The 19,459-nt window shown below is 64.7% G+C and carries 17 protein-coding genes and 1 pseudogene; 6 read left to right on the top strand and 12 right to left on the bottom strand.

What is annotated here, in order from left to right; all coding sequences use genetic code 11:
- Positions 1-119: 119 nt before the first annotated feature.
- From IF690_RS00780 to IF690_RS00800, 5 genes are read right to left on the bottom strand one after another with little or no spacing between them, the layout of a single operon-like run.
- Positions 120-944: a class I SAM-dependent methyltransferase gene (locus IF690_RS00780; protein ID WP_202698463.1), complete on the bottom strand. Its 825-nt coding sequence runs from the start codon at positions 942-944 to the stop codon at positions 120-122.
- Entirely contained in the window at positions 938-2,095 is a 1,158-nt protein-coding gene (locus IF690_RS00785; protein ID WP_202698464.1) for an acyltransferase family protein, read from the bottom strand. The genes IF690_RS00780 and IF690_RS00785 overlap by 7 nt, the downstream gene beginning before the upstream one ends.
- Entirely contained in the window at positions 2,092-2,982 is an 891-nt protein-coding gene (locus IF690_RS00790) for a class I SAM-dependent methyltransferase (RefSeq protein ID WP_502710161.1), read from the bottom strand. The genes IF690_RS00785 and IF690_RS00790 overlap by 4 nt, the downstream gene beginning before the upstream one ends.
- Complete coding sequence (locus tag IF690_RS00795) at positions 2,979-4,283, bottom strand: glycosyltransferase (protein WP_202698465.1); 1,305 nt, start codon at positions 4,281-4,283, stop codon at positions 2,979-2,981. Before IF690_RS00795 ends, IF690_RS00790 begins: the two co-directional genes overlap by 4 nt.
- Positions 4,283-5,872, bottom strand: a complete 1,590-nt coding sequence (locus IF690_RS00800; protein WP_202698466.1) for a glycosyltransferase — start codon at positions 5,870-5,872, stop codon at positions 4,283-4,285. Before IF690_RS00800 ends, IF690_RS00795 begins: the two co-directional genes overlap by 1 nt.
- A gap of 431 nt (positions 5,873-6,303) precedes the next feature.
- Here IF690_RS00800 and IF690_RS00805 point away from each other — a divergent pair, with 431 nt between their 5' ends.
- From IF690_RS00805 to IF690_RS00830, 6 genes and pseudogenes are all read left to right on the top strand, one after another.
- Complete coding sequence (locus IF690_RS00805) at positions 6,304-7,215, top strand: GDP-mannose 4,6-dehydratase (RefSeq protein WP_202698467.1); 912 nt, start codon at positions 6,304-6,306, stop codon at positions 7,213-7,215.
- A 137-nt stretch (positions 7,216-7,352) separates the two neighbouring features.
- Positions 7,353-8,150, top strand: a complete 798-nt coding sequence (locus tag IF690_RS00810; RefSeq protein ID WP_202698468.1) for an ABC transporter permease — start codon at positions 7,353-7,355, stop codon at positions 8,148-8,150.
- Positions 8,150-9,415: an ABC transporter ATP-binding protein gene (locus tag IF690_RS00815; RefSeq protein WP_202698469.1), complete on the top strand. Its 1,266-nt coding sequence runs from the start codon at positions 8,150-8,152 to the stop codon at positions 9,413-9,415. The genes IF690_RS00810 and IF690_RS00815 overlap by 1 nt, the downstream gene beginning before the upstream one ends.
- Entirely contained in the window at positions 9,412-10,785 is a 1,374-nt protein-coding gene (locus tag IF690_RS00820; RefSeq protein WP_202698470.1) for a glycosyltransferase family 4 protein, read from the top strand. The genes IF690_RS00815 and IF690_RS00820 overlap by 4 nt, the downstream gene beginning before the upstream one ends.
- Positions 10,769-11,899, top strand: coding sequence for a glycosyltransferase family 4 protein (locus IF690_RS00825; RefSeq protein WP_202698471.1), 1,131 nt, complete (start codon positions 10,769-10,771; stop codon positions 11,897-11,899). The genes IF690_RS00820 and IF690_RS00825 overlap by 17 nt, the downstream gene beginning before the upstream one ends.
- Positions 11,900-13,028 (top strand): annotated as a pseudogene (locus IF690_RS00830) (glycosyltransferase family 4 protein).
- Between the two features lie 90 nt (positions 13,029-13,118).
- Here IF690_RS00830 and IF690_RS00835 read toward each other — a convergent pair.
- The 7 genes from IF690_RS00835 to IF690_RS00865 are packed head-to-tail and all read right to left on the bottom strand — an operon-like array spanning position 13,119 to position 19,459.
- Positions 13,119-14,021 (bottom strand): LysR family transcriptional regulator, encoded by a 903-nt coding sequence (locus IF690_RS00835; RefSeq protein ID WP_202698473.1) that lies wholly within the window; start codon positions 14,019-14,021, stop codon positions 13,119-13,121.
- A gap of 58 nt (positions 14,022-14,079) precedes the next feature.
- On the bottom strand, positions 14,080-14,736 hold the full coding sequence (locus IF690_RS00840; RefSeq protein WP_202698474.1) for an HAD family hydrolase: 657 nt from the start codon (positions 14,734-14,736) through the stop codon (positions 14,080-14,082).
- Positions 14,733-15,935 carry an MFS transporter gene (locus tag IF690_RS00845; RefSeq protein WP_202698475.1) on the bottom strand — a complete coding sequence of 401 codons (1,203 nt, stop codon included), beginning with the start codon at positions 15,933-15,935 and terminating at the stop codon, positions 14,733-14,735. Before IF690_RS00845 ends, IF690_RS00840 begins: the two co-directional genes overlap by 4 nt.
- Positions 15,928-16,833 carry an ABC transporter substrate-binding protein gene (locus IF690_RS00850; protein WP_202698476.1) on the bottom strand — a complete coding sequence of 302 codons (906 nt, stop codon included), beginning with the start codon at positions 16,831-16,833 and terminating at the stop codon, positions 15,928-15,930. The genes IF690_RS00845 and IF690_RS00850 overlap by 8 nt, the downstream gene beginning before the upstream one ends.
- The gene (gene nudK / locus IF690_RS00855) at positions 16,826-17,434 is read right to left on the bottom strand and encodes a GDP-mannose pyrophosphatase NudK (protein ID WP_202698477.1); all 609 of its coding nucleotides are present in this window, start codon (positions 17,432-17,434) and stop codon (positions 16,826-16,828) included. The genes IF690_RS00850 and nudK overlap by 8 nt, the downstream gene beginning before the upstream one ends.
- A gap of 4 nt (positions 17,435-17,438) precedes the next feature.
- Complete coding sequence (mtnP, locus tag IF690_RS00860; RefSeq protein ID WP_202698478.1) at positions 17,439-18,350, bottom strand: S-methyl-5'-thioadenosine phosphorylase; 912 nt, start codon at positions 18,348-18,350, stop codon at positions 17,439-17,441.
- Positions 18,347-19,459, bottom strand: coding sequence for a fatty acid desaturase family protein (locus IF690_RS00865; RefSeq protein WP_202698479.1), 1,113 nt, complete (start codon positions 19,457-19,459; stop codon positions 18,347-18,349). The genes mtnP and IF690_RS00865 overlap by 4 nt, the downstream gene beginning before the upstream one ends.

Raw genomic sequence — 19,459 nt, forward strand, 5'->3', positions numbered from 1 at the left:
GATCTTGTGGCCTTGCGCGCCCTTCGGTCGCGATCGTCCGAACGCGGCCCGAGCCTGCGGCAGCGGCTACAAAAGCTTGCGTCCTGCCTCATTCAGGCAGGCAAAAAGCCCGCGCCGGGTCAGGCCGGCTTGCGGGCAATGATGACCTGGCTCTTGGCGACCACGGCGTCCAGCGCGTGCTTGATCTGCACGCCACGCGGCGAGTTGAGGATGGTCTGCCAGGTGTTCGCCCACTGATCGAGCAGCGGGTGCTCGGGATTGCTGAATTCGACCTTGGCTTCCCAGAACAGCAGCATCCACAGCGACCAGTAGAAGCCGTACTGGCTATGGCTGAGCACCTCCAGCCCGGCGTCGCTGACCATCCGCTTGAACTGCTCTTCGCTGATGATGCGGATATGGTTGGGCTTCTGGAAATACTCCGGCGCGGCGATGTCCTTTTGCAGGTCCTCGGAGCTCGGGTGCGGCACGCTCAACAGGTACAGCGCGCCCGGCTGGCCGACCCGCACCAGTTCGCAGAGAAACTGCGCCGGGTCGTCCACATGCTCGATGACTTCGGTGGACACCACACGGCTGGCGGTGCCGTCGGCGATCGGCAGCGGGTTGCAATCGGTGACATGGCATTCCACGCCGCGGGCCGGCGTATCGCTCAGGCGCTGGCGCGTCGCCTCGACCTTGGCCGCATCGATGTCGGCAATGATGATCTTCGCCCCGCGCATCGCGCAGTAATGCACGTTACCGCCATCCCCACAGCCGACATCCAGCAGGGTGTCCTCGGCCGTCACCGGAAAACCGGTGAACAACTCGCCGTTTTCCTGGTTGAACCAGCCGCTGAGCATGGCGTCCTGCAGGCCCAGCATGTACGGATCGACCTTGGCCGGCGGCGGTGTCTCGGGCGTCACGGCCGCAGGAGCGCTCGCCGTGAGTTTTTTCAGAAGGCTCAGCATGAAGTGACTCCAGTGGAAGGAACGGGAGAGCGGGCTGCCCCCAGGCGTTGCACCAGCCCGGCGCCCCGATTGCGCAGGGGCAACTCGATGACACGGTAGTTGAGTTCGCTCAGCAACAGCAGCAGGCCCGCGGCGCAGGCCATTGCCAGCAGCGGCTGCTCGTCCAGCCCGGTCGTGCCCAGGGGCGCCAGGCGGAACCAGGCTTCGCGGACCAGCAGAAACACCGGGACATGGATCAGGTAGATCCCGTAGGAACGGCTGCCGACCCAGGCCAGCAGGCTTTTCAGCGGGCCACGGGGCAACAGGTAGTCGCGGTTGTAGGAAGCGATCCACACCAGCAGCGCGCAGAGCACCGCCAGGGCGCCAACCCGGTAACGGGTGACATTAAAACCATCGGTGGCCAGCCAGCCCAGGCCCAGGCAGGACAGGATCAACAGCAGCGGGCCGAGCCCCGGATACCGCCCCAGCCATTTCGGTTCCCAGTGCCGGTAGCTGCCGCGGGCCGTCCACAGCGCCAGCAACACCCCGAGGGCCATGGCGTCGGTACGAATGACCATCAGCAGCGCCGAGCGCAGGGTCAGGACTTGCACGAGCACCAGCGCCAGCAACGCCCAGGCCAGGTACTTGCGGCACAGCAGCACCAGCAGCGGCAGCAACAGGTAGAACTGCTCCTCCAGCGACAGGCTCCAGTAGACGAAACTGGCACCGTACTCATAGTGGAAAAAGCTGTCGGCGAAGCGAAAATTGGCGAACTGCAACAGACCGGCAACCGTGGCCCACAGGTTGGCGTGCAGGCTGCCGAAGGCTCCCGAACGATTGAGAAACAAGGTCGCCAGCAACATCAGCAGCAGCCACAGCCAGGCCGACGGCAACAGGCGGAAGGCGCGGCGAATCCAGAAATCGCGGGTCCGTTGCCAGAACTGCGCGGCGCTGGCGCAGGCGCGCAGTTGCGGGATCAGGCTGCGGGCGATGACAAAGCCGGAGATGGCGAAGAACAGGTCCACGCCCCACCAGAACTGGCCGTAGGCCGCGATGCTGCCCAGCCAGGCAAGCCCGCCTGGAAACAGAGTGCCTTGCAGATGATGGAACACCACGCCCAGCACCGCGATGCCCCGCAGCAGCTCGATATCCATGATCCGCTTGTCGTTCAAGACGGCTCAGCCACTGCGTCGGACAGCGGCTTGCGGGCGATGATGACCTGGCTTTTTGGCATGAAGCCATCCAGCACCTGCTTGATCGCCAGCCCGTCGGGTTGCGCCAGCAGTTCTTCCCAGGTCCGTGCCCAGCCTTCCATCAGCGCCGGGTACGGCGCCTGGATGCGGTCGCGCACGGCGCCCGGCGGTTCGCGTCCGGTGGCCCGTTCGCTGGCCCAGAAGAAGATCATACCCATGACCCAGAAAAAGCCCGTGGCCTGCCGGTGTTCGATGACCAGCCCGGCGTCCTCGATCATCTGGCCAAAGCCCTCGCGGGAAAAGATCTGCACATGGTTCGGCGCGCGGTAATAGCCAGGGGGGGCGATGCCCTTCTGCAGATGCTCGCCCACCGGGTCCGGAACGCTGATCAGGTACTGCGCGCCAGGGCGGCCCATGCGTACCAGCTCGGCGAGAAACGGCTCGGGCTGTTCGATGTGCTCCAGCACCTCCATGCACACCACTTTGCTGGCGCAGCCCTGGGCCAGCGGCAATGGCAGGCTGTTGCTGACCAGCCCCAGGGCCGCTACGTCCGATTGCTCGGCGACTTGCCGGGCCAGCTCGCGCACCTTGTCGAACTCGCTGTCGGTAAAAATCACCGAGGCGCCCTGGCGCATGGCGAACAGCGTCGCCACGCCCTCGCCACAGCCGACATCGAGCAGGGTGTCTTCAGCGGTAATCGCAAAGCCCTTGAGCAGCTCGCCGGTTTCAGAACGGAACCAGCCATCGAGCAGGGCGTCGCGCAAGCCGCAATCGCGGGGGGAGACCGCCACTTTGGACGGTTCGGGAGGCGGCGGCGCGGGCCACGACGCGCCCCTGCGCAAACGCCGCAGGAACGCCCGCATCATGCGTGAAGCCCGGGTGTGGCAGGCGCCTTGCGCCGCTCCAGCACCTGGCGAAAAAACTCGCCCAGGCGCTGTTCGGCCGTGGCCTGGCTACAGAAACGCCGCAGGCTGTCGATCGCATGGGTCGACATCCGTGCATAACGCTCCGGGTCCTGCCGGGCGACGTCGTAGCTGGCCCGATAGGCCGAGCACAGCGAATCCCAGTTGGTGATGTAGCGCAGGGTCCGATAGGCGGCCCGCGGATCGTGGGGCCAGGCGGTCAGTTCGTCGGTGGAGTCGACGATGAAGCTGTTGTCATGGTCGATGTAGTCGGCCATCGCGGTGTTGCATGGCGCCACCGCCGGCTTGCCGCAGGACATGAACTCCATCAGCGGCAGGCACTGCCCTTCGCCGAACGAGGAATTCACCACGTAGCGGGTGGCCTCCACCAGCCGCTCGTAGTCCGGGTCGGATAAAAAGCCGTGGATCAGCACGATACGGCACTGGTAGGACTGGTTCTTGTAGAGGTGGTGCAGCATGTCGGCCAGTGCATTGCCGATATCGTGGTGCGTGAGCTTCAGCACCAGGGTGGCGTCGGCACAGTCGCGAAAGGTGGTGCAGAACGCACTGATCATGTCTTGCCAGTTCTTGCGCCCGTCGTAGGGGTTGAACACCGAGGTGTAGATCACCCCGTCGAGCAGCAGTTGGCAATCGCGGGCCTGGGTATCGAGCGCCAGCGACGTGCCTTCGCGCAGCATGCTCGGGCCGTAGGCGCTCAGGTCCAGGGTGCGGCTGTCGAGCAACAGGCCATGCAGGTTGAGGGTCACCTGGGACGCCCGCGCCTGCTTGCCCAGCTGTTCGCCACGGCGGGCGAAACGATCCCAGACCGGGGCCGGAATGGCACAGATCGGGTAGTCCTCGCCCATCACATCGCGCACCGCCCGCACGGTAAAGCTGGAGTGGGTGATCGCCGCGCCCGCGGTGCCCAGGACCAGCCGCCAGTCATGCCGCGGCTCGCCCTGCCAGCTTTCGGTGGGAATGGTGCTGAACTCCCAGGCGAACACCGGGATGGTCGGGCAGGCGTAATGGTTGGCTGTGCGATGGGGCGGCGAGAACGACAGGAAAATGCATGCCTCGCCACGGCTCTGGCAGTCGAAATACAGGCGGTCCACCAGCTCGTCGGGGTTGCTGACCTCCAGCACCTGGCCCAGGCGCTCCAGCACCGGCCGGAACTCCTTGAGCACGAAGTAGTAGCTGTATTCGGGACGGCCGAGGTTCTGCTGGATATTGCTCTTGTTGGTTTCCGAATGGATGAGGATCAGCATCAGGCATTACCCGCCACAGCCAGGGAGGACGCGCCGTCGGCCTCGGTCAGCGGGGTCAGGGCGAGGAAGTCCCGCAGGCGCCCCTGGACGCTGGCGAAACTGCTGTACTCCTGCATGCGCCGGGCCGCGGCCAGGGACATCGACCGGTAGCCCGCGGGGTTTTCCTTGGCCATGCGGTAGCTGTCCTGGTAGGCGGTTTTCAACGAGCCCCAATCCGGGCGGTGACGCAGGGTGCGAAACAGGATGCGCGAGTCCTGCGGCCAGATCGCCGGCTCCTGGCTGGACTTGACGACGAAGGCCACCTCCTCGTCGATGTAATCCAGCATGGCCGTATGCAGCGGCGCGATCACCGGCTTGCCACAGGCCATGAACTCCATCAGCGGCAGGCACAGGCCTTCGCACCGCGAGGCATTGACGTAGAAACTGGCCGCGCCGTACAACCGGGCGAATTGCTCGTCGTCCAGGTACCCGTGCATGGCCACCACCCGACAGCTGAACGGTGACAGCTGCGACAGCAGGGTCAGCATTTCGACGTAATAGGTCGACAGGTCGTTCTGGGTCATCTTCAACACCAGGGTGGCGTCTTCGGTGTCACGCATTGCCCAGCAGAACGCAGTGATCAACTGATGCCAGTTCTTGCGGCCGTCGTCGGGGTTGAACACGCTGACATAAACCACGCCGTCGACCTGGAACTCTACCTGCTGGTCGGTGGCCGGGAGGACGGCCTGGGGGTGTTCCGGCTCAGGCGCGGGTTGCGCTGGCACAACGTGCTCCTGGCCTGGCTTGGCCATCAGCGCCCGCAGGCGCTCGGGAACCTGGTCGCGCAACCCCTCGCGGTAGCATTGGCGAATGTAGTGCTTGCTGATGAACAGCGGCCGACGCCATTCGCCGCCGACCAGCGCTCGATACCATTCGCGCAGATAGTGCTTGGCGATGAACAGCCGGCGCCTGGCGGTCAGCGGCGGGGCTTCGGCGATTTCGACCTCGACTGGAGCAGGCGGCGGCGCCTCATCCAGCACTGGCGCGATCAGGCCGTCGGCGCAAAGCCCCAGCGTCCGGCTGTCGATGATGCAACCCTTGATCTGCAGGGTGGTGCCGGCGTTGACCGGGATGTTGGGGTATTGCCCGCGGACGCCGTCGAAGCGCTCCCACAACGGGGTTGGCAGCACCAGCACCGAGAAATGCTCACCCAGCACCCGACGCACCGCTTGGGCCGTATGGCTGGACAGGGTGATCACCCGTCCATGGCGGCCAAGGGTACGGCTCCAGTCCTGGTGCGGGTCGTTATCCCAGTATTCGTGGGGGATCGAGTCGAACTCCCAGGCCACCACGCACAGGGTCGGGCAGTCCAGGTCGAGCGGGGTTTTCTGGGGAGGGGTGAACGAAAGAAACAGGCTGTCTTCGCCCTTGAGCCGCAGCTCGTGATACAGCCGATCGACCTCGGCGGGTGCCTGCACCACGTGAACGCGCCCAAGGCTTTCCAGCACCGGGCGATACGCCTTGAGCACGAAGTAATAACTGTATTCCGGACGCCCGAGGCTCTGGCTGATGGAGCCGTCGTTAACATCCGAATAAAGAATGAAATTCATGGCATCTCACGATGAAGCCGCCGTCCTGGCACCTTCACACAATGACGGTAGAGCCATGGCGCCACGCCTGTGTTGTGGGCGTGCATCCATCGTTCTCATGCCCGTCTACGTTCTTGTTCTATGGGTCAGTTTTGACCGGCTCGAAGGCCGCCATTTCTGATCGTTTGGGTCGAGACGAGGGGCATTCTAAACACATCCGTCGAAGATTCGGGAACCTCCCGGCAAGATATTTCCTATGCTGGAAAACGAGAACTTACCGGTCACGGTAGGACCTGTTGAAATTCCAACGCAATTGGCACAGATTGAGCGCCAAACAACTACAACAAGCTTCGTCAATAGGAAGGATCTGGGGAAATAGCGGAGTTTTCCTGTTTCTCACACGACTTATGTCGTCTGAATATTGCCGAAGTCTCCCTCTGAGAGGCTGCTGCTTGAAAAAGCGTCTGTTTGTAACGGGCCTGAATGGATTCGTGGGACGTCATCTACGCTCCCGCCTGGGCGCTGCCGATTCAGCCTGGGAACTGTTGCCCGCGCCACCCTTCGACCTGACCCAACCGCAAAGCCTGCAAGACCTGTGGCCCGAGTTGCCGGATGCGGTGATTCACCTGGCTGGCCAGACCTTCGTCCCCGAAGCCTTCCGCGATCCTACCAATACATTCCAGATCAACCTGCTGGGCACGCTCAACCTGTTGCAGGCTCTCAAAATACGTGGCTTCAACGGCCGCTTTTTGTATGTCAGTTCGGGTGACGTTTATGGCCTGGTCAACGAAAGTGATCTACCTATCAACGAACGCCAGCCACCCTGCCCGCGCAACCCTTATGCAGTGAGCAAGGATTCAGCCGAATTGCTGAGCCTGCAATGGGGCATGAGCGAAGACTGGCCAGTGATGATTGCTCGTCCCTTTAATCACATCGGCACCGGGCAGCAGAACAGCTTCGCCATCACTAGTGCTGCCCGACAGATCGCCCGTATCAAGCTCGGATTGCAAGGTCCACAAGTGTACGTAGGCGATATCGACGTCACCCGTGACTTTCTCGATGTAAGCGATGTAGTTAGCGCTTACCTGGCGTTGCTGCACAGCGGCGTACCAGGCCAGATCTACAACATCTGTTCCGGCAAGGAGCAGAGCATCCGTAATCTGATAGAGCAGCTAGCCGACATCGCTCAGGTAGAAATGGAATTGGTTGAGGACCCTGCTCGCCTACGCCGATCAGAACAGCGTCGCGTCTGCGGAAGTGCCGCCAAGCTGCAACAAGCCACAGGGTGGATGCCCAAAACGCCAATAGAACAATCCTTGCGAGCGATCCTCACTGACTGGGAAACCAGAGTGCTACAAGAATGACAAAAGTCGCACCGTTCGGGGGTCTATCTGGCCATATTCCCGCTGGATAACAGCTACCGGGCCTATGAGTTGATAGCGCATCGTAACCGTGGCTCACATAGGAACAAGACAATGCTCGAAGAAAGCAGGACGGCCTGATGCTGCTCAATCTGTACCGCTCGCTGCGCAGCTACCGGGGCTTCATCCTCGGCAGCGTGCAGCGCGAGTTCCAGGCGCGTTATCGCAACTCGCTGTTCGGCGCCTTGTGGACCGTGCTCAACCCGCTGTCGATGATCGTCGTCTACACGGTGATCTTTTCCCAGGTGATGCGCGCCCGCCTGCCGGGCGTGGAGGACGGCCTGGCCTACAGCGTCTACCTGTGTGCCGGGCTACTGACCTGGGGCCTGTTTTCCGAGCTGACCCTGCGCAGCCAGAGCATGTTCCTGGAAAACGCCAACCTGCTGAAGAAGATCAGCTTCCCGCGCATCTGCCTGCCGGTGATCGTGCTGCTCAACGCCGGCATCAACTTCGCGATCATCCTCGGCCTGTTCCTCGGCTTCCTGCTGATCACCGGGCGCCTGCCGGGCCTGGCGCTGCTGGCGCTGATCCCGCTGCTGCTGTTGCAGGTGCTGTTCTGCACCGGCCTGGGAATGATCCTCGGGGTGTTGAATGTGTTCTTTCGCGACGTCGGGCAGTTCTTCGGCATCTTCCTGCAGTTCTGGTTCTGGCTGACCCCCATCGTCTACCCCATCAGCATCCTGCCCGAGTCGGTCCAGCGCCTGCTGGCGCTCAACCCGCTGACCGCGCTGATGCACAGCTACCAGAACCTGTTCCTGTACGACCAGTGGCCGCAATGGAGTTCGCTGACCCCGATGCTGGTGATCAGCCTGCTGTTCTGTGGCATGGGGCTGCGGCTTTTCCGCCAGCGCGTCGGTGAAATGGTGGATGAGCTCTGATGGGACATATACGCGTCACCGGCCTGGGCAAGGCCTATAAGCAGTACCCGAACCGCTGGAGCCGGCTGTTCGAGTGGATGATTCCGTTTTCCAGGCCGCGCCACCACCTGCACTGGGTGCTGCAGGGCGTCGACTTCGAGATCGAGCCGGGCCAGGCCGTGGGCATCGTCGGGGTCAACGGCGCCGGCAAAAGCACCTTGCTGAAAATGATCACCGGTACCACCCAGCCGACCTGCGGCGAGATCCACCTGCGGGGTCGGGTGGCGGCGTTGCTGGAGCTGGGCATGGGCTTTCACCCGGACTTCACCGGGCGTCAGAACGCAATCATGGCCGGCCAGCTGCTGGGCATGCAGGTCGAGGAAATCGAAGCCCTGATGGCGGAAATCGAAGCCTTCGCCGAAATCGGCGAGGCCATCGATCACCCGGTACGCACCTACTCGAGCGGCATGCAGATGCGCCTGGCGTTCAGCGTGGCCACGGCCCGGCGCCCGGACATCCTGATCGTCGACGAGGCGCTGTCGGTGGGCGACGCCTACTTCCAGCACAAGAGTTTCGAGCGCATTCGCAGCTTTCGTCGCGCCGGCACCACCCTGCTGATCGTTTCCCACGACCGCTCGGCGATCCAGTCGATCTGCGACACCGCGATCCTGCTCGAGCAGGGCCGCGTGGCCATGCATGGCAAACCGGAAGAGGTGATGGACTACTACAATGCCATGCTCGCCGAACGCGAAGGCCAGACGGTGCGCCAGGAAATGCTCGCCAACGGCCAGGTGCGGACCATTTCCGGCACCGGCGAAGCCGGGATCCTCAGCGTGCACCTGCGTGACGAGCGCGAGCGCTCGATCGAAATGGCCGAAGTCGGCCAGCCGGTGGTGCTGGAGGTGCAGGTCGAGATACGCCAGGACATCGAACGGCTGGTGCTGGGTTTCATGATCAAGGACCGTCTCGGCCAGCCCATGTATGGCATCAACACCCATCGCCTGGACCAGGCCCTGACCGACTTGAGCGCCGGCGAAAAGGTCACTTTCCGCTTCGCCTTCACCATGGGCCTGGGCAAGGGCAACTACTCGGTGGCCCTGAGCCTGTCGCGGCTGGATTCGCACCTGGATCGCAATTTCGAATGGCGCGACTACGGCCTGGTCTTCCATGTCATCAATAACCGCCAGGAAGACTTCGTCGGCTGTTCCTGGCTGCAGGCGCGGACCAGCATCGTCCGCTCACCGTCGAAGCCCCCCCAGTCCATGCCTCAGCGAGCAGCGCCATGACCCGACTGTTGATTGAATGCACCTATGTGTTCGAGCACCCCGAGGCCAACTCGGGCATCCAGCGCGTGGTCCGCAACGTTATCCGGGAACTGCCCGCGGCCGATGCCTCGGTGGAATGCATTCCGGTGGTCATGCTCAAGGGCCAGCTCTTGCGGGTATTGAGCCTGAAGCCATTGAAACCCGAGCGCTGGAACCTGATGGGGCTGCGGGTGCGCCTGGAACAGATGGCCAATGTCTTCTGGTTGCGTCACCGTACCCTGGAGCGACGCAAACCTTTCCATTCGTACCTTGCGCGCCGCTTGCTCTATGTGGCGTGCCGCTTGACCGCACTGGTCTGCTTCAGCATTCCGCTGCGGCTGTGCAACCGCCTCCTCGACACCCGGGAAATCCCCCAGCGCTGTGTACCGCTGCAACATCAGCCGGGCGATCAACTGGTGTTGCTGGACTCGTCCTGGCATGCCGATTTCTTTCCCCTGGCCGAACAACTCAAGCGCGATGGCGTGGGCATCGTCTCGGTGATCTACGACCTGATCCCCCTGACCCACCCGCAGTTCTGCGACGCCGGGCTGGTCCGCGTGTTCAACCACTGGTTCGACTGGATAGCGCGCACCGCCGACGGCTACATCGCCATTTCCGCGACGATCCGCGACCAGGTCCGCGAAGAGATGCTCCGCCGGGTCGGGCGCCAGCAGGTGGCACAGCGCTGGTTCGACTATTTCCACCTGGGTTCGGAACTGGACCAGTGCAGCGAAAACGCTCGGATCAACCCGGACCTGGCCCAGCTGTTCAAGGGCCAGGCAGCGGTCTTCCTGATGGTCAGCACCATCGAGCCCCGCAAGAACCACGGCTTCCTGCTCGATGCCTTCGAGCGCGTCTGGGCCAGCGGTTCCCAGGCTCGCCTGTGCATCGCCGGGCGCATCGGCTGGAAGTGCGAGGCGCTGATCGAACGGATTCGCCGGCACCCGGAGTTGAACCGGCGCCTGTTCATGTTCAACGCCCTGGATGACAACAGCCTGGAGTACGCCTATTCCCAGGCGACGGCGCTGGTGTTCCCCTCCTATGTCGAAGGCTTCGGCCTGCCCCTGGTGGAAGCCATGCAGCGTGGCTTGCCTGCCATGGGCAGCGACATCCCGGTATTTCGCGAAATCGGCGGCGAGTTCATGGCCTATTTCGACCTGAACGATCCGCAGAGCCTGGCCGACCTGGTCATCCAGCAGGAAACCAGCGGCGTGTTTCCCGCGGCCCGCCATGTCGATGACTGGCGCTGGCTGGGTTGGCGGGAAGCCAGTACCCAACTGGTCGAACGCATCGTGTTCCACAGGAACCACGCCCCCTCGGTCATGGAGACGCACGATGCGGATAGCCCTTAACGCGCGCATTCTCCAGTCGCCCCGCACCGGTATCGGCCATTACGTCGCGGAACTGGCCTCGGCCCTGGTCACCGAGCAGGGACTTGAGCTGTCGCTGTTCCATGGCTGGGGCTGGAGCCCCGAACTGCCGGCGGCGGCCATGCCGGGTTATTCCCGAGTGGCCCCCTGGCTGCGCCGGATCCCCGGGGCCTACCAGGCCCGGCGCTGGCTGGAACAACGACGTTTCGACCAGGGACAGCATCCGGCGATCGACCTCTACCACGAGCCCAGCCTGTGGCCCCTGGCGTTCGAAGGCCCGACCGTGATGACCCTGCATGACCTGACTCACCTGCATTACCCCTCGACCCAGCCGCCGGCCCGCTTGAAGGAAATCGAGCGGCGCCTTGGCGCGGGCGTGGAACAGGCGCGGTTGATCCTGACGGACTCGCAGTTCATCGCCGATGAGGCCCAGGACTATTTCGGCCTGCCGCGCGATCGCTTTGTCGTGGCGCCACTGGGCGTCGCCCCACGCTTCCATCCGCGTGAGCAGGCCGAGCTGGCGCACAGCCTCGCGGCCCATGGCCTGCAGCCTCAAGGCTACTTCCTGTGCGTCGGCACGCTGGAGCCACGCAAGAACCTGTCCCAGGCCCTGCAAGCCCACGAACGGCTGCCGCCAGCGCTGCGCCGACGTTATCCGTTGCTGATCGTCGGCATGGCGGGTTGGGAGCAAGGACAATTCAGCGACACCCTGCAAAAGGCCTTGGCCAGCGGCCATGTGCGCCTGCTGGGCTACCTGCCGGACGAACAGGTGGCGCAGCTGGTGGCCGGGGCCAGGGCGCTGATCTTTCCATCGCTGTATGAAGGCTTCGGTCTTCCGGTCCTGGAAGCCATGGCCAGTGGCACACCGGTGGTGGTGACGCGGCGTTCGGCCATGCCGGAAGTCGCGGGTACGGCTGGCAACTATGTCGACCCCGACGATGCGGACGGCTTGCACCACACCGTGCTGCGCCTGATTGAAGACGACAGCCATTGGCAAGCGTGCCGCGAAGCGGGATTGGAACAGGCAAAACTTTTTTCCTGGGAGAGCTGTGCGCGAATTACCGCACGTGCCTACCGTCAGGCCATGGGAGGCTGAATGCGAGTCTTACACTTCTACAAAACATACCTGCCCGATTCGATCGGCGGTACCGAACAGGTCATCTTCCAGCTTTGCGAAAGTGGCGCCAACTACGGCATTGACGGCCAGGTACTGACACTGAGCCCCCCCCTCGCCCGCCGCGATGAAAATCGGCCAGCACGAGGTGCATCAGGCCCGGCTTGATTTCCAATTGGCCTCCACCGGTTTCTCCTACAGCGTGTTCAAGCAGTTTCGCGAAATGGCCGCCGAAGCCGACGTGGTCAATTACCACTTCCCCTGGCCGTTCATGGACCTGGTGCATTTCGTGAGTGGCCCGAACAAACCCTGCGTGGCCACCTACCACTCCGACATCATCCGCCAGCGCCACTTGCTCAAGCTGTACCGACCGTTGATGAACCGTTTCCTGAACAGCGTCGACCGGATCGTCGCCGCGTCGCCGAACTACCTGCACACCAGCGATGTGCTGCAACAATTCCCGGACAAGACCCGGGTCATCCCCTACGGCCTGGACAAGGCCGGTTATCCACAGCCCGATGCCGAACGCACGGCCCACTGGCACCAGCGCCTGGGCGAGCGCTTTTTCCTGTTCGTCGGGGTGATGCGTTACTACAAGGGCCTGCACATCCTGCTCGATGCCCTCAAGGATGTGGACTACCCGGTGGTGATCGTCGGCGCCGGCCCGCTCGAGGCCGAACTGCATGCCCAGGCCGCGGCCCTGGGCCTGCGCAACCTGCATTTCCTCGGCCGGCTGGGGGATGAAGACAAGGTGGCCTTGCTGCAACTGAGCTACGCCATCGTCTTCCCCTCGCACCTGCGCTCCGAAGCCTTCGGCATCTCGTTGCTCGAAGGCGCGATGTACGGCAAACCGATGATCTCCAGCGAGATCGGTACCGGCACCAGCTACATCAATATCCATGGCGAAACCGGCCTGGTGGTGCCGCCCAGCGATCCCCTGGCCTTGCGCGCCGCCATGCGCCAGCTCTGGGACAACCCGGAACAGGCCGCGCAAATGGGCCTCAAGGCCGAAGCCCGTTACCGGCAGCTGTTCACCGCCGACGAAATGGGCCGCAGGTGGAGCGAGCTGTACCAGGAGCTGCTGGAGGAAAAAGCCCTGTCCTACGCCTGATGCCGGTCTGTAGGAACAGCCTGGCGCCAACGCTGGCCCCGTGCCGCGCCGAGTGGATCCTCAGGATTTCAGCCAGCGCAATGATCCACGCTACGACTGCAACGCCGGATGTTCGCGCAACGCCTGCACCGCGAAGTCGACGAAGCTGCGCACCCGCGCCGCAGCCTTGCGCCCGCCCTGATACACCACATGGATCGGCAGCGGCGCCAGTTCGAACTCCGCCAGGACAATCTCCAGCTCGCCGGCCGCCACCTTGCCCGCGACCTGGTACGACAGCACCCGGGTCAGGCCCAGCCCCAGGCACGCGGCACTGATCGCCGCCTGGTTGGCGGTGACCACCAGCCGCGGTTCCGGACGAACGCTCAAGGGGGTTCCGCCCTCGTCGAACAGCCAGCTTCTGGACTGGCCGATGGACGACGGGGCAATCACCGGCGCCTGGCGCAATTCCTGCGGATGTCGCGGCCGCCCATGCCGGGCCAGGAAAGCCGGGGACGCGCAAATGACCCGCCGCACCTCGCCGACGCGCATGGCGTGCTGGCCGCTGTCGGGCAACTCGCCGATGCGCACCGCGACGTCCATGCCCTCCTCGACCATGCTCACCACCCGGTCGATCAGCAGGGCATTGATGCTGACCTCGGGAAAGCGTTCCAGGTAATCCACCATCAGCGGGGTCACGAACAACTCGCCGAACAGCACCGGAGCGGTGATCGTCAGTTGTCCGCGAGGGAGGGCATGGATGCCGGCGGCCGAAGCCTCGGCGTCCTGTAACTCGGCGAGGATCCGCCGGCTGTCGTCCAGGTAACGCTGGCCGGCTTCCGTCAGCAGCACATTGCGCGTGGTACGGGTCAGCAGTTGGGTGCCGATACGCTGTTCCAGCGCCGCCACCGCCCGGGTCACGCTGGGCGCGGACAGCCCCAGGCGCCGGGCCGCGGCAGCGAAGCCCTGCTCCTGAGCGACGCTGATGAACACCTGCATTTCCTGGAATCGGTCCATGGTAGTCCTCGCAGTACGGCGCCCTGCCCCGGCACTGTCCCGCATGGACCGCCCGGGCTCAGGCAGGGACCTGGAGTCGCTGCCACAAGGCCTCATCGTTGAAGTCCCGGATGATACTCCGCGCACCCGCCTCGCGAAGCTGAGTTTCCTCGAGCCCCGACAGCATGCCGAAGGTGTGGATGCCCGCCGCCGCCGCGGAGCGCACACCGGCCAGCGAGTCCTCGAAGGCCAGCGCCTGATCGGCGCTCACGTCCAGCAGTTGCAGGGCCGTCAGGTAAGGCAGCGGGTCGGGCTTGCCGCGCGCCAGCTCGCCGCCGATCACCAGCGCGTCGAAACGCTCGGCAATCCCCAGGCCCTGGAGCATGGCTTCGGCGTTTTCCCGGGGCGCGTTGGTCACCACCGCCATGGGGATGCCGGCCGCCTGGGCATAATCCAGGGTGCGCAATACGCCAGGCACCGGCGTGGTCTCGCGCAGCTGGGCGCGGAACATGGCCTCCTTCTGCGCCGCCAGCTCCGGGTACTGCGCCGCCGGCGCCTGGGGAAACAGGCCGGAGAAAATCATGTCGTCGGGAAAACCCATCACATGGGCCTTGTAGTAATCCAGGCTCATGGACTTGCCCCAGCGCGCCAGCAACTGGTTATAGGCGTTGAGGTGCAGGTCGTCGGTGTCGATGAGGGTGCCGTCGAGATCGAACAACAGGGCAGAAAGCTTCAAGGGCGTACTCCAGGAAAATGCAGACCGCGCGCGATCGGCAGCATGAGAAAGGGATAGACGATCAACAGGCTGAAAGCCGCTTCGACACCGATCCGCGAGGACAGCAAGCCCAGCAGGAAAGGCGCCAGCAACAGCGCCACGCCCACCGCCTGCGAGGCCTGGGCGCTGATGGCCGAGCTGGCCTGGGGTGCGACACGCATCGCCGAACCGAGGATCAACGGGAAGAAATTGCCCAGGCAGGCGCCCAGGACAAAGATCAACAAGGCCGTCAGCAGCTGGGCCTGGCTGAAGTACAGCACCACCAGGGTGGCGATGGCCCCGAGCATCACGCCGACCAGCAACGGCAACGGACGGATGCGGATCAACGCATAACGGCTGGCCAGGCGCCCGCACACCGTACCGGCAAAATACAGGCTCATCAGCGTGGCCGCGGCCGAAGCGCTGACCTGGACGTGCACGGCCAGGTATTCCGCGCCCCAGAAGCCGACGCCCCATTCCGCGGAAATCCCCAGCAGCACCAAGGCCCACAGGCTCAGTTGCACCCGCCGGCTCATGAAGGCCTGCCCGCTCTCGCTGGCCTGATGGGCGGCGGCGAGTGTCGCCGGCACGTTCCAGGCACTCAGCGAGAGCCCCGTCACCAGCAACGCGATGGCGGCGATGCTGCCCGGCACCAGGCGCCAGGACAGCCCCAGGCCGGTCATGCTCCCCACCAGCAAGGCGCCGCCGAGCACGCACAGCCCGGCGACTATGTGCGCCTCCACCAGCCTCGGCGCGGCCTGCTCGCGATAACGCTCGCCCAGGGCCGCCTGCCCCACCGCCAGCACAAATCCGCCCGACAGGCCCATCGCCCCGGCGGCGAGCAAGGTCAGCGACCAGTGTCCGGCCAGCGCGAACAGGCTGCTGGCGATAACCACCGAGAGGCAGGCGATGCTGCTCATGCTCGTCGACCGCCCCCGTCGTTCCAGCCAGCGATAGGGCCAGCCGACCAGCGCCAGGCCGGCGGCGTAGGCGGCGAAATGCAGGCCGGCCCAACCGAGGTCGAGCGCCAGGGTTTCGCGCAGGAACGGCATGATCGGCCCGAGCAACCCTTGCTGGGCGCCGAACAGCCCGAACAGCAGGTAAAGAAACCACGGGCGCACCACACGGACCTGCTCCTGGCGGCTGAGCGCTTGACTGGAATCCCGCGCGGCTTCAGCCATGAGCCGTCTCCCGGCTGAACAGCGCCTGCCATTGCCGGCAGCGCGCGGCCTTGTCCCGGCTGGCCTGCAAGGCCGGCAGCGGTTGCAGCGCAGCGCTCGGATGGGCCTGGCCCGGCACCACCTTGCCATAACGCTGGCTGATCGCCGCCGCGGCAGGCGTGAGCATCCACTGCAACGCCTGCTGTGCATAGGCGGCGTTGGGCGAGCCGGCCCGGCAGGCGAACACCTCGTCCTCATAGCAGCGCGCATCTTCGGGCACGCACCAGCGCAGGTGCGGGTGCTGTTCGGCGGCGCGGGTGGCCGCGGTCGACACGGTCACCCCCAGCCAGGCCCGCCCCTGCACGACGGCTTCGATCGGCGCCGTGGAGGAGCCGCTGATCGAAGGAGCCTGCCTGGCCACCTGGGCCAGCAGCGACCAGGCCTGTTCAGCGTAATGTTCAAGCAATGCGCCAAGGTGCAGGTAGCCGGCACCGGAACGCCCGGGGTCGGGCAAGGCCAGCCGCCCGAACCACTCGGGAGCTGTCAGGTCCTGCCAACGGGTCGGCACCGCCAGGCCCTCGCGGGCGAGGACCTTGGGGTCATAACAGAAGGCCGGGACAAAACCCGAGGCCGCGAACCAGCGACGATCCGTAGCCACCGCGGCCGCCGGCAGGCCAGAGAACTCGATGTCCGTCAGCGGCATCAATTGCCAGGCCAGGGCGGGGTCGAGCAAGGCGGTTGCCGCCGTGCCCAGCAACAGGTCCCAGGCCCCGGCGCTGCCGCTGTGCAGGCGTTCGATCAGCTCCGAGGTGGAACAACGGGTCAGGTGCACCGGCATGCCGATGTGCTGGCTGATGCCGGCGATGAATTCGGCCAGCTCGGCATGCTCCATCGAGCTGATGGCGTTGAGTTCAGTCATCGGCGACCTCCAGCAAGCGGTGCAGCTTGGCGTACTGCAGCAGCATGATGGTCTTGCCGTCGCAGATCTCGCCGCTGTCGATCATCGCCAGCGCCCGGTCGATCGGCAGCTCCAGCACTTCGATCTCTTCGCCCTCGTGTTCCAGGCCGCCGCCCTCGCTTTGCTTGTCCTCGTCGAAATATTCGCCGACGAAAAAGTGCAGGCGCTCGGTGACCGACCCCGGGCTCATGAAGGCCTCGAACACCTTGCGCACCTCACGGATGCGATAGCCGGTTTCCTCCTCCGTCTCCTTGTGAATGCAGGTACGCGCATCGTCCTTGTCCAGCAGCCCGGCGCAGGTTTCGATCAGCATGCCGTCGTGTTCGTTGACGAAGGCCGGGAAGCGAAACTGCCGGGTCAGCACCACCGTCTGCTTGGCCCTGCTGTACAGCAGGATGGTGGCGCCATTGCCGCGGTCGTAGGTTTCCCGGTCCAGGGTGCGCCAGACGCCGTCGCGGCCCTGGAAGTCGTAGGTGGTCTTGCGCAGCACGTACCAGTTGTCCGAGAGCACTTCGACCTGATGGATCCGCACCCGGTCCTTGGTGGAGATGGCCTGGTTCATCGATTCATTCCTTGTTCGCTGACAAATGAGTGGCGTTGGGCGCAACGCTCAACAGGCGCTCGACCATGCGTGGGTCGCGGTGCTCGGGAGCGGTCATCACCGCGGTGTCCAGGGCACGGTCGCAACCGCAGGGGCAGGCCCCGGCATGCCGGCCCAGGCGCGTCACGGCTTCGGTCACCAGGCGCCGGGTCAGGTTGAAGGTCTCCGCCATGCGTTGCGCCACCAGCGTGGCGTTCACCGGCTCGTGGGATTCGTGCCAGCAGTCGAAATCGGTCGGAATGGCGATCATGGCGTAGCAAAGCTCGGCCTCGCGGGCCAGCTTGGCTTCGGGCATCGCGGTCATGCCGATCACCGTGCCGCCCCACTGGCGGTACAGGTGGGACTCGGCGCGGGTCGAGAACTGCGGGCCTTCCATGACCACGTAGGTGCCGCCGTTGCGCGCCTGGATATCGCTGGCCTCGGCACTCTCGGCGAGCACGCCGCGCATGCGCGCGCAGACCGGCTCGCCGAAGGGCACATGGCCGACCAGCCCGGGGCCGAAAAAGGTTTTTTCACGCTGGATGGTGCGGTCGATGTACTGGTCGATCAGCACAAAGCTGCCTGGGGGCGCGTCGTGGGTCAGGCTGCCCACCGCGCTGACCGACAGCAGTTGCGTGCAGCCGACGCTGCGCAGCGCGGCGATGTTGGCGCGGGCATTGATCGAGGCCGGTGGAATCACGTGCCCCACGCCATGCCGTTGCACAAAGGCCACGGGCACGCCATTGAGCGTGCCCAGGGTGAGCGGCGACGACGGCGTGCCGAAGGCGGTCGTGCACTCCACCTGCTGGATGTCCTGCAGGCCCGGCAGCTGTTGCAGGCCGCTGCCGCCGATGATGCCGATACGTTGAACGTGCTGGGTTGGAGTGGAATGGGTCACAGGCTACCTCTCGACTTCAGGGGGGACGGTTCGTGTTCGCTGCACACCAGGCGTTCATAGAGTTCGGACAAGGCCGTGGGCGCATTGCCGCGGGGCAACAGCAACCCTTCGCTGGCGTTGGTGCTGTAGCGCGGTTCGTGGATTTTCAGGTGCCGGTCGATCGCCGGCAGGTAGTTCCAGCGCACGCCGGGGTACAGGGAATGCGCCAGGTGATAGGCGTCGGACGTCGGGGCGATGAACACCCGCACCAGCCAGCCGGAAATCCCGAAGTAATCGGTGGGCCGGCCCGCCAGGTATTCCAGCTCGCGGCGGTTGCGCGCGCTGCCTTCGATGAACCAGCGGTGCTCGGTCAGCAGCGAGATCCAGGCAAACACCGGATAGGACGTCAGCAACGGCAGCAACCAGCCGAACAACACGCCTTCCCAGCCACCGAAGGCGTACAGCAACGCCGCCACCGCCGCCACACTCAGGCAACGCGCCAGGGTGGTCAGGCGGGAGTGGTTGAGCAGGCTGCTGCGCACCAGGGTGGTGAGATTCACCCAGGCCCCGCGAGGGGTCAGCGGGTACAGCAACAGGCCATAGAAACCGCTGGGCGACAGGCCGGCAACGTAGCCGCCGGCCTGCACCCGGGCGCGGTTGGGATCGAGCTGCGGATGGTTGGGGTGGCGATGGTGCTCCAGGGTGTGGGTCTGGTGCCGGCTGCGCATGTCGCGCTTGAACATCGGGAACTGGTAGAACACATTGCTCAGCCACCACTGCCAGCCATGGTGGCGACACAGGGCGAAGTGCACCGCGTTGTGCCCGAACTCCTGCAATGCGCGCATGCGCCCGCCGCTCCACAGCAGCACGGCCAGCCAGGCCAGCGGCGACGAGTAGATCGACGCCGCCTGCACCGCGGCGACGATATCCAGCCACGTCCAGACAAAGGGCAGCGGCGCGAACCAGGTATCCAGCGGGCGGTAGTACTGCTCCCGCCGCCCCTCCAGGCGCGGTATCAGCTTGAGCAGGCGCAGCACCCGCTGCGCGTCCCGGTAATAGAACGCCACCAGCGCGCGCAACAGCAGCGAAACAGCGATCAGGCCAAGCAGGACAATGTGCGCAGTGTCCAT

Source organism: Pseudomonas sp. SK3(2021) (assembly GCF_016772375.1).
GTDB lineage: Bacteria > Pseudomonadota > Gammaproteobacteria > Pseudomonadales > Pseudomonadaceae > Aquipseudomonas > Aquipseudomonas chlororaphis_I.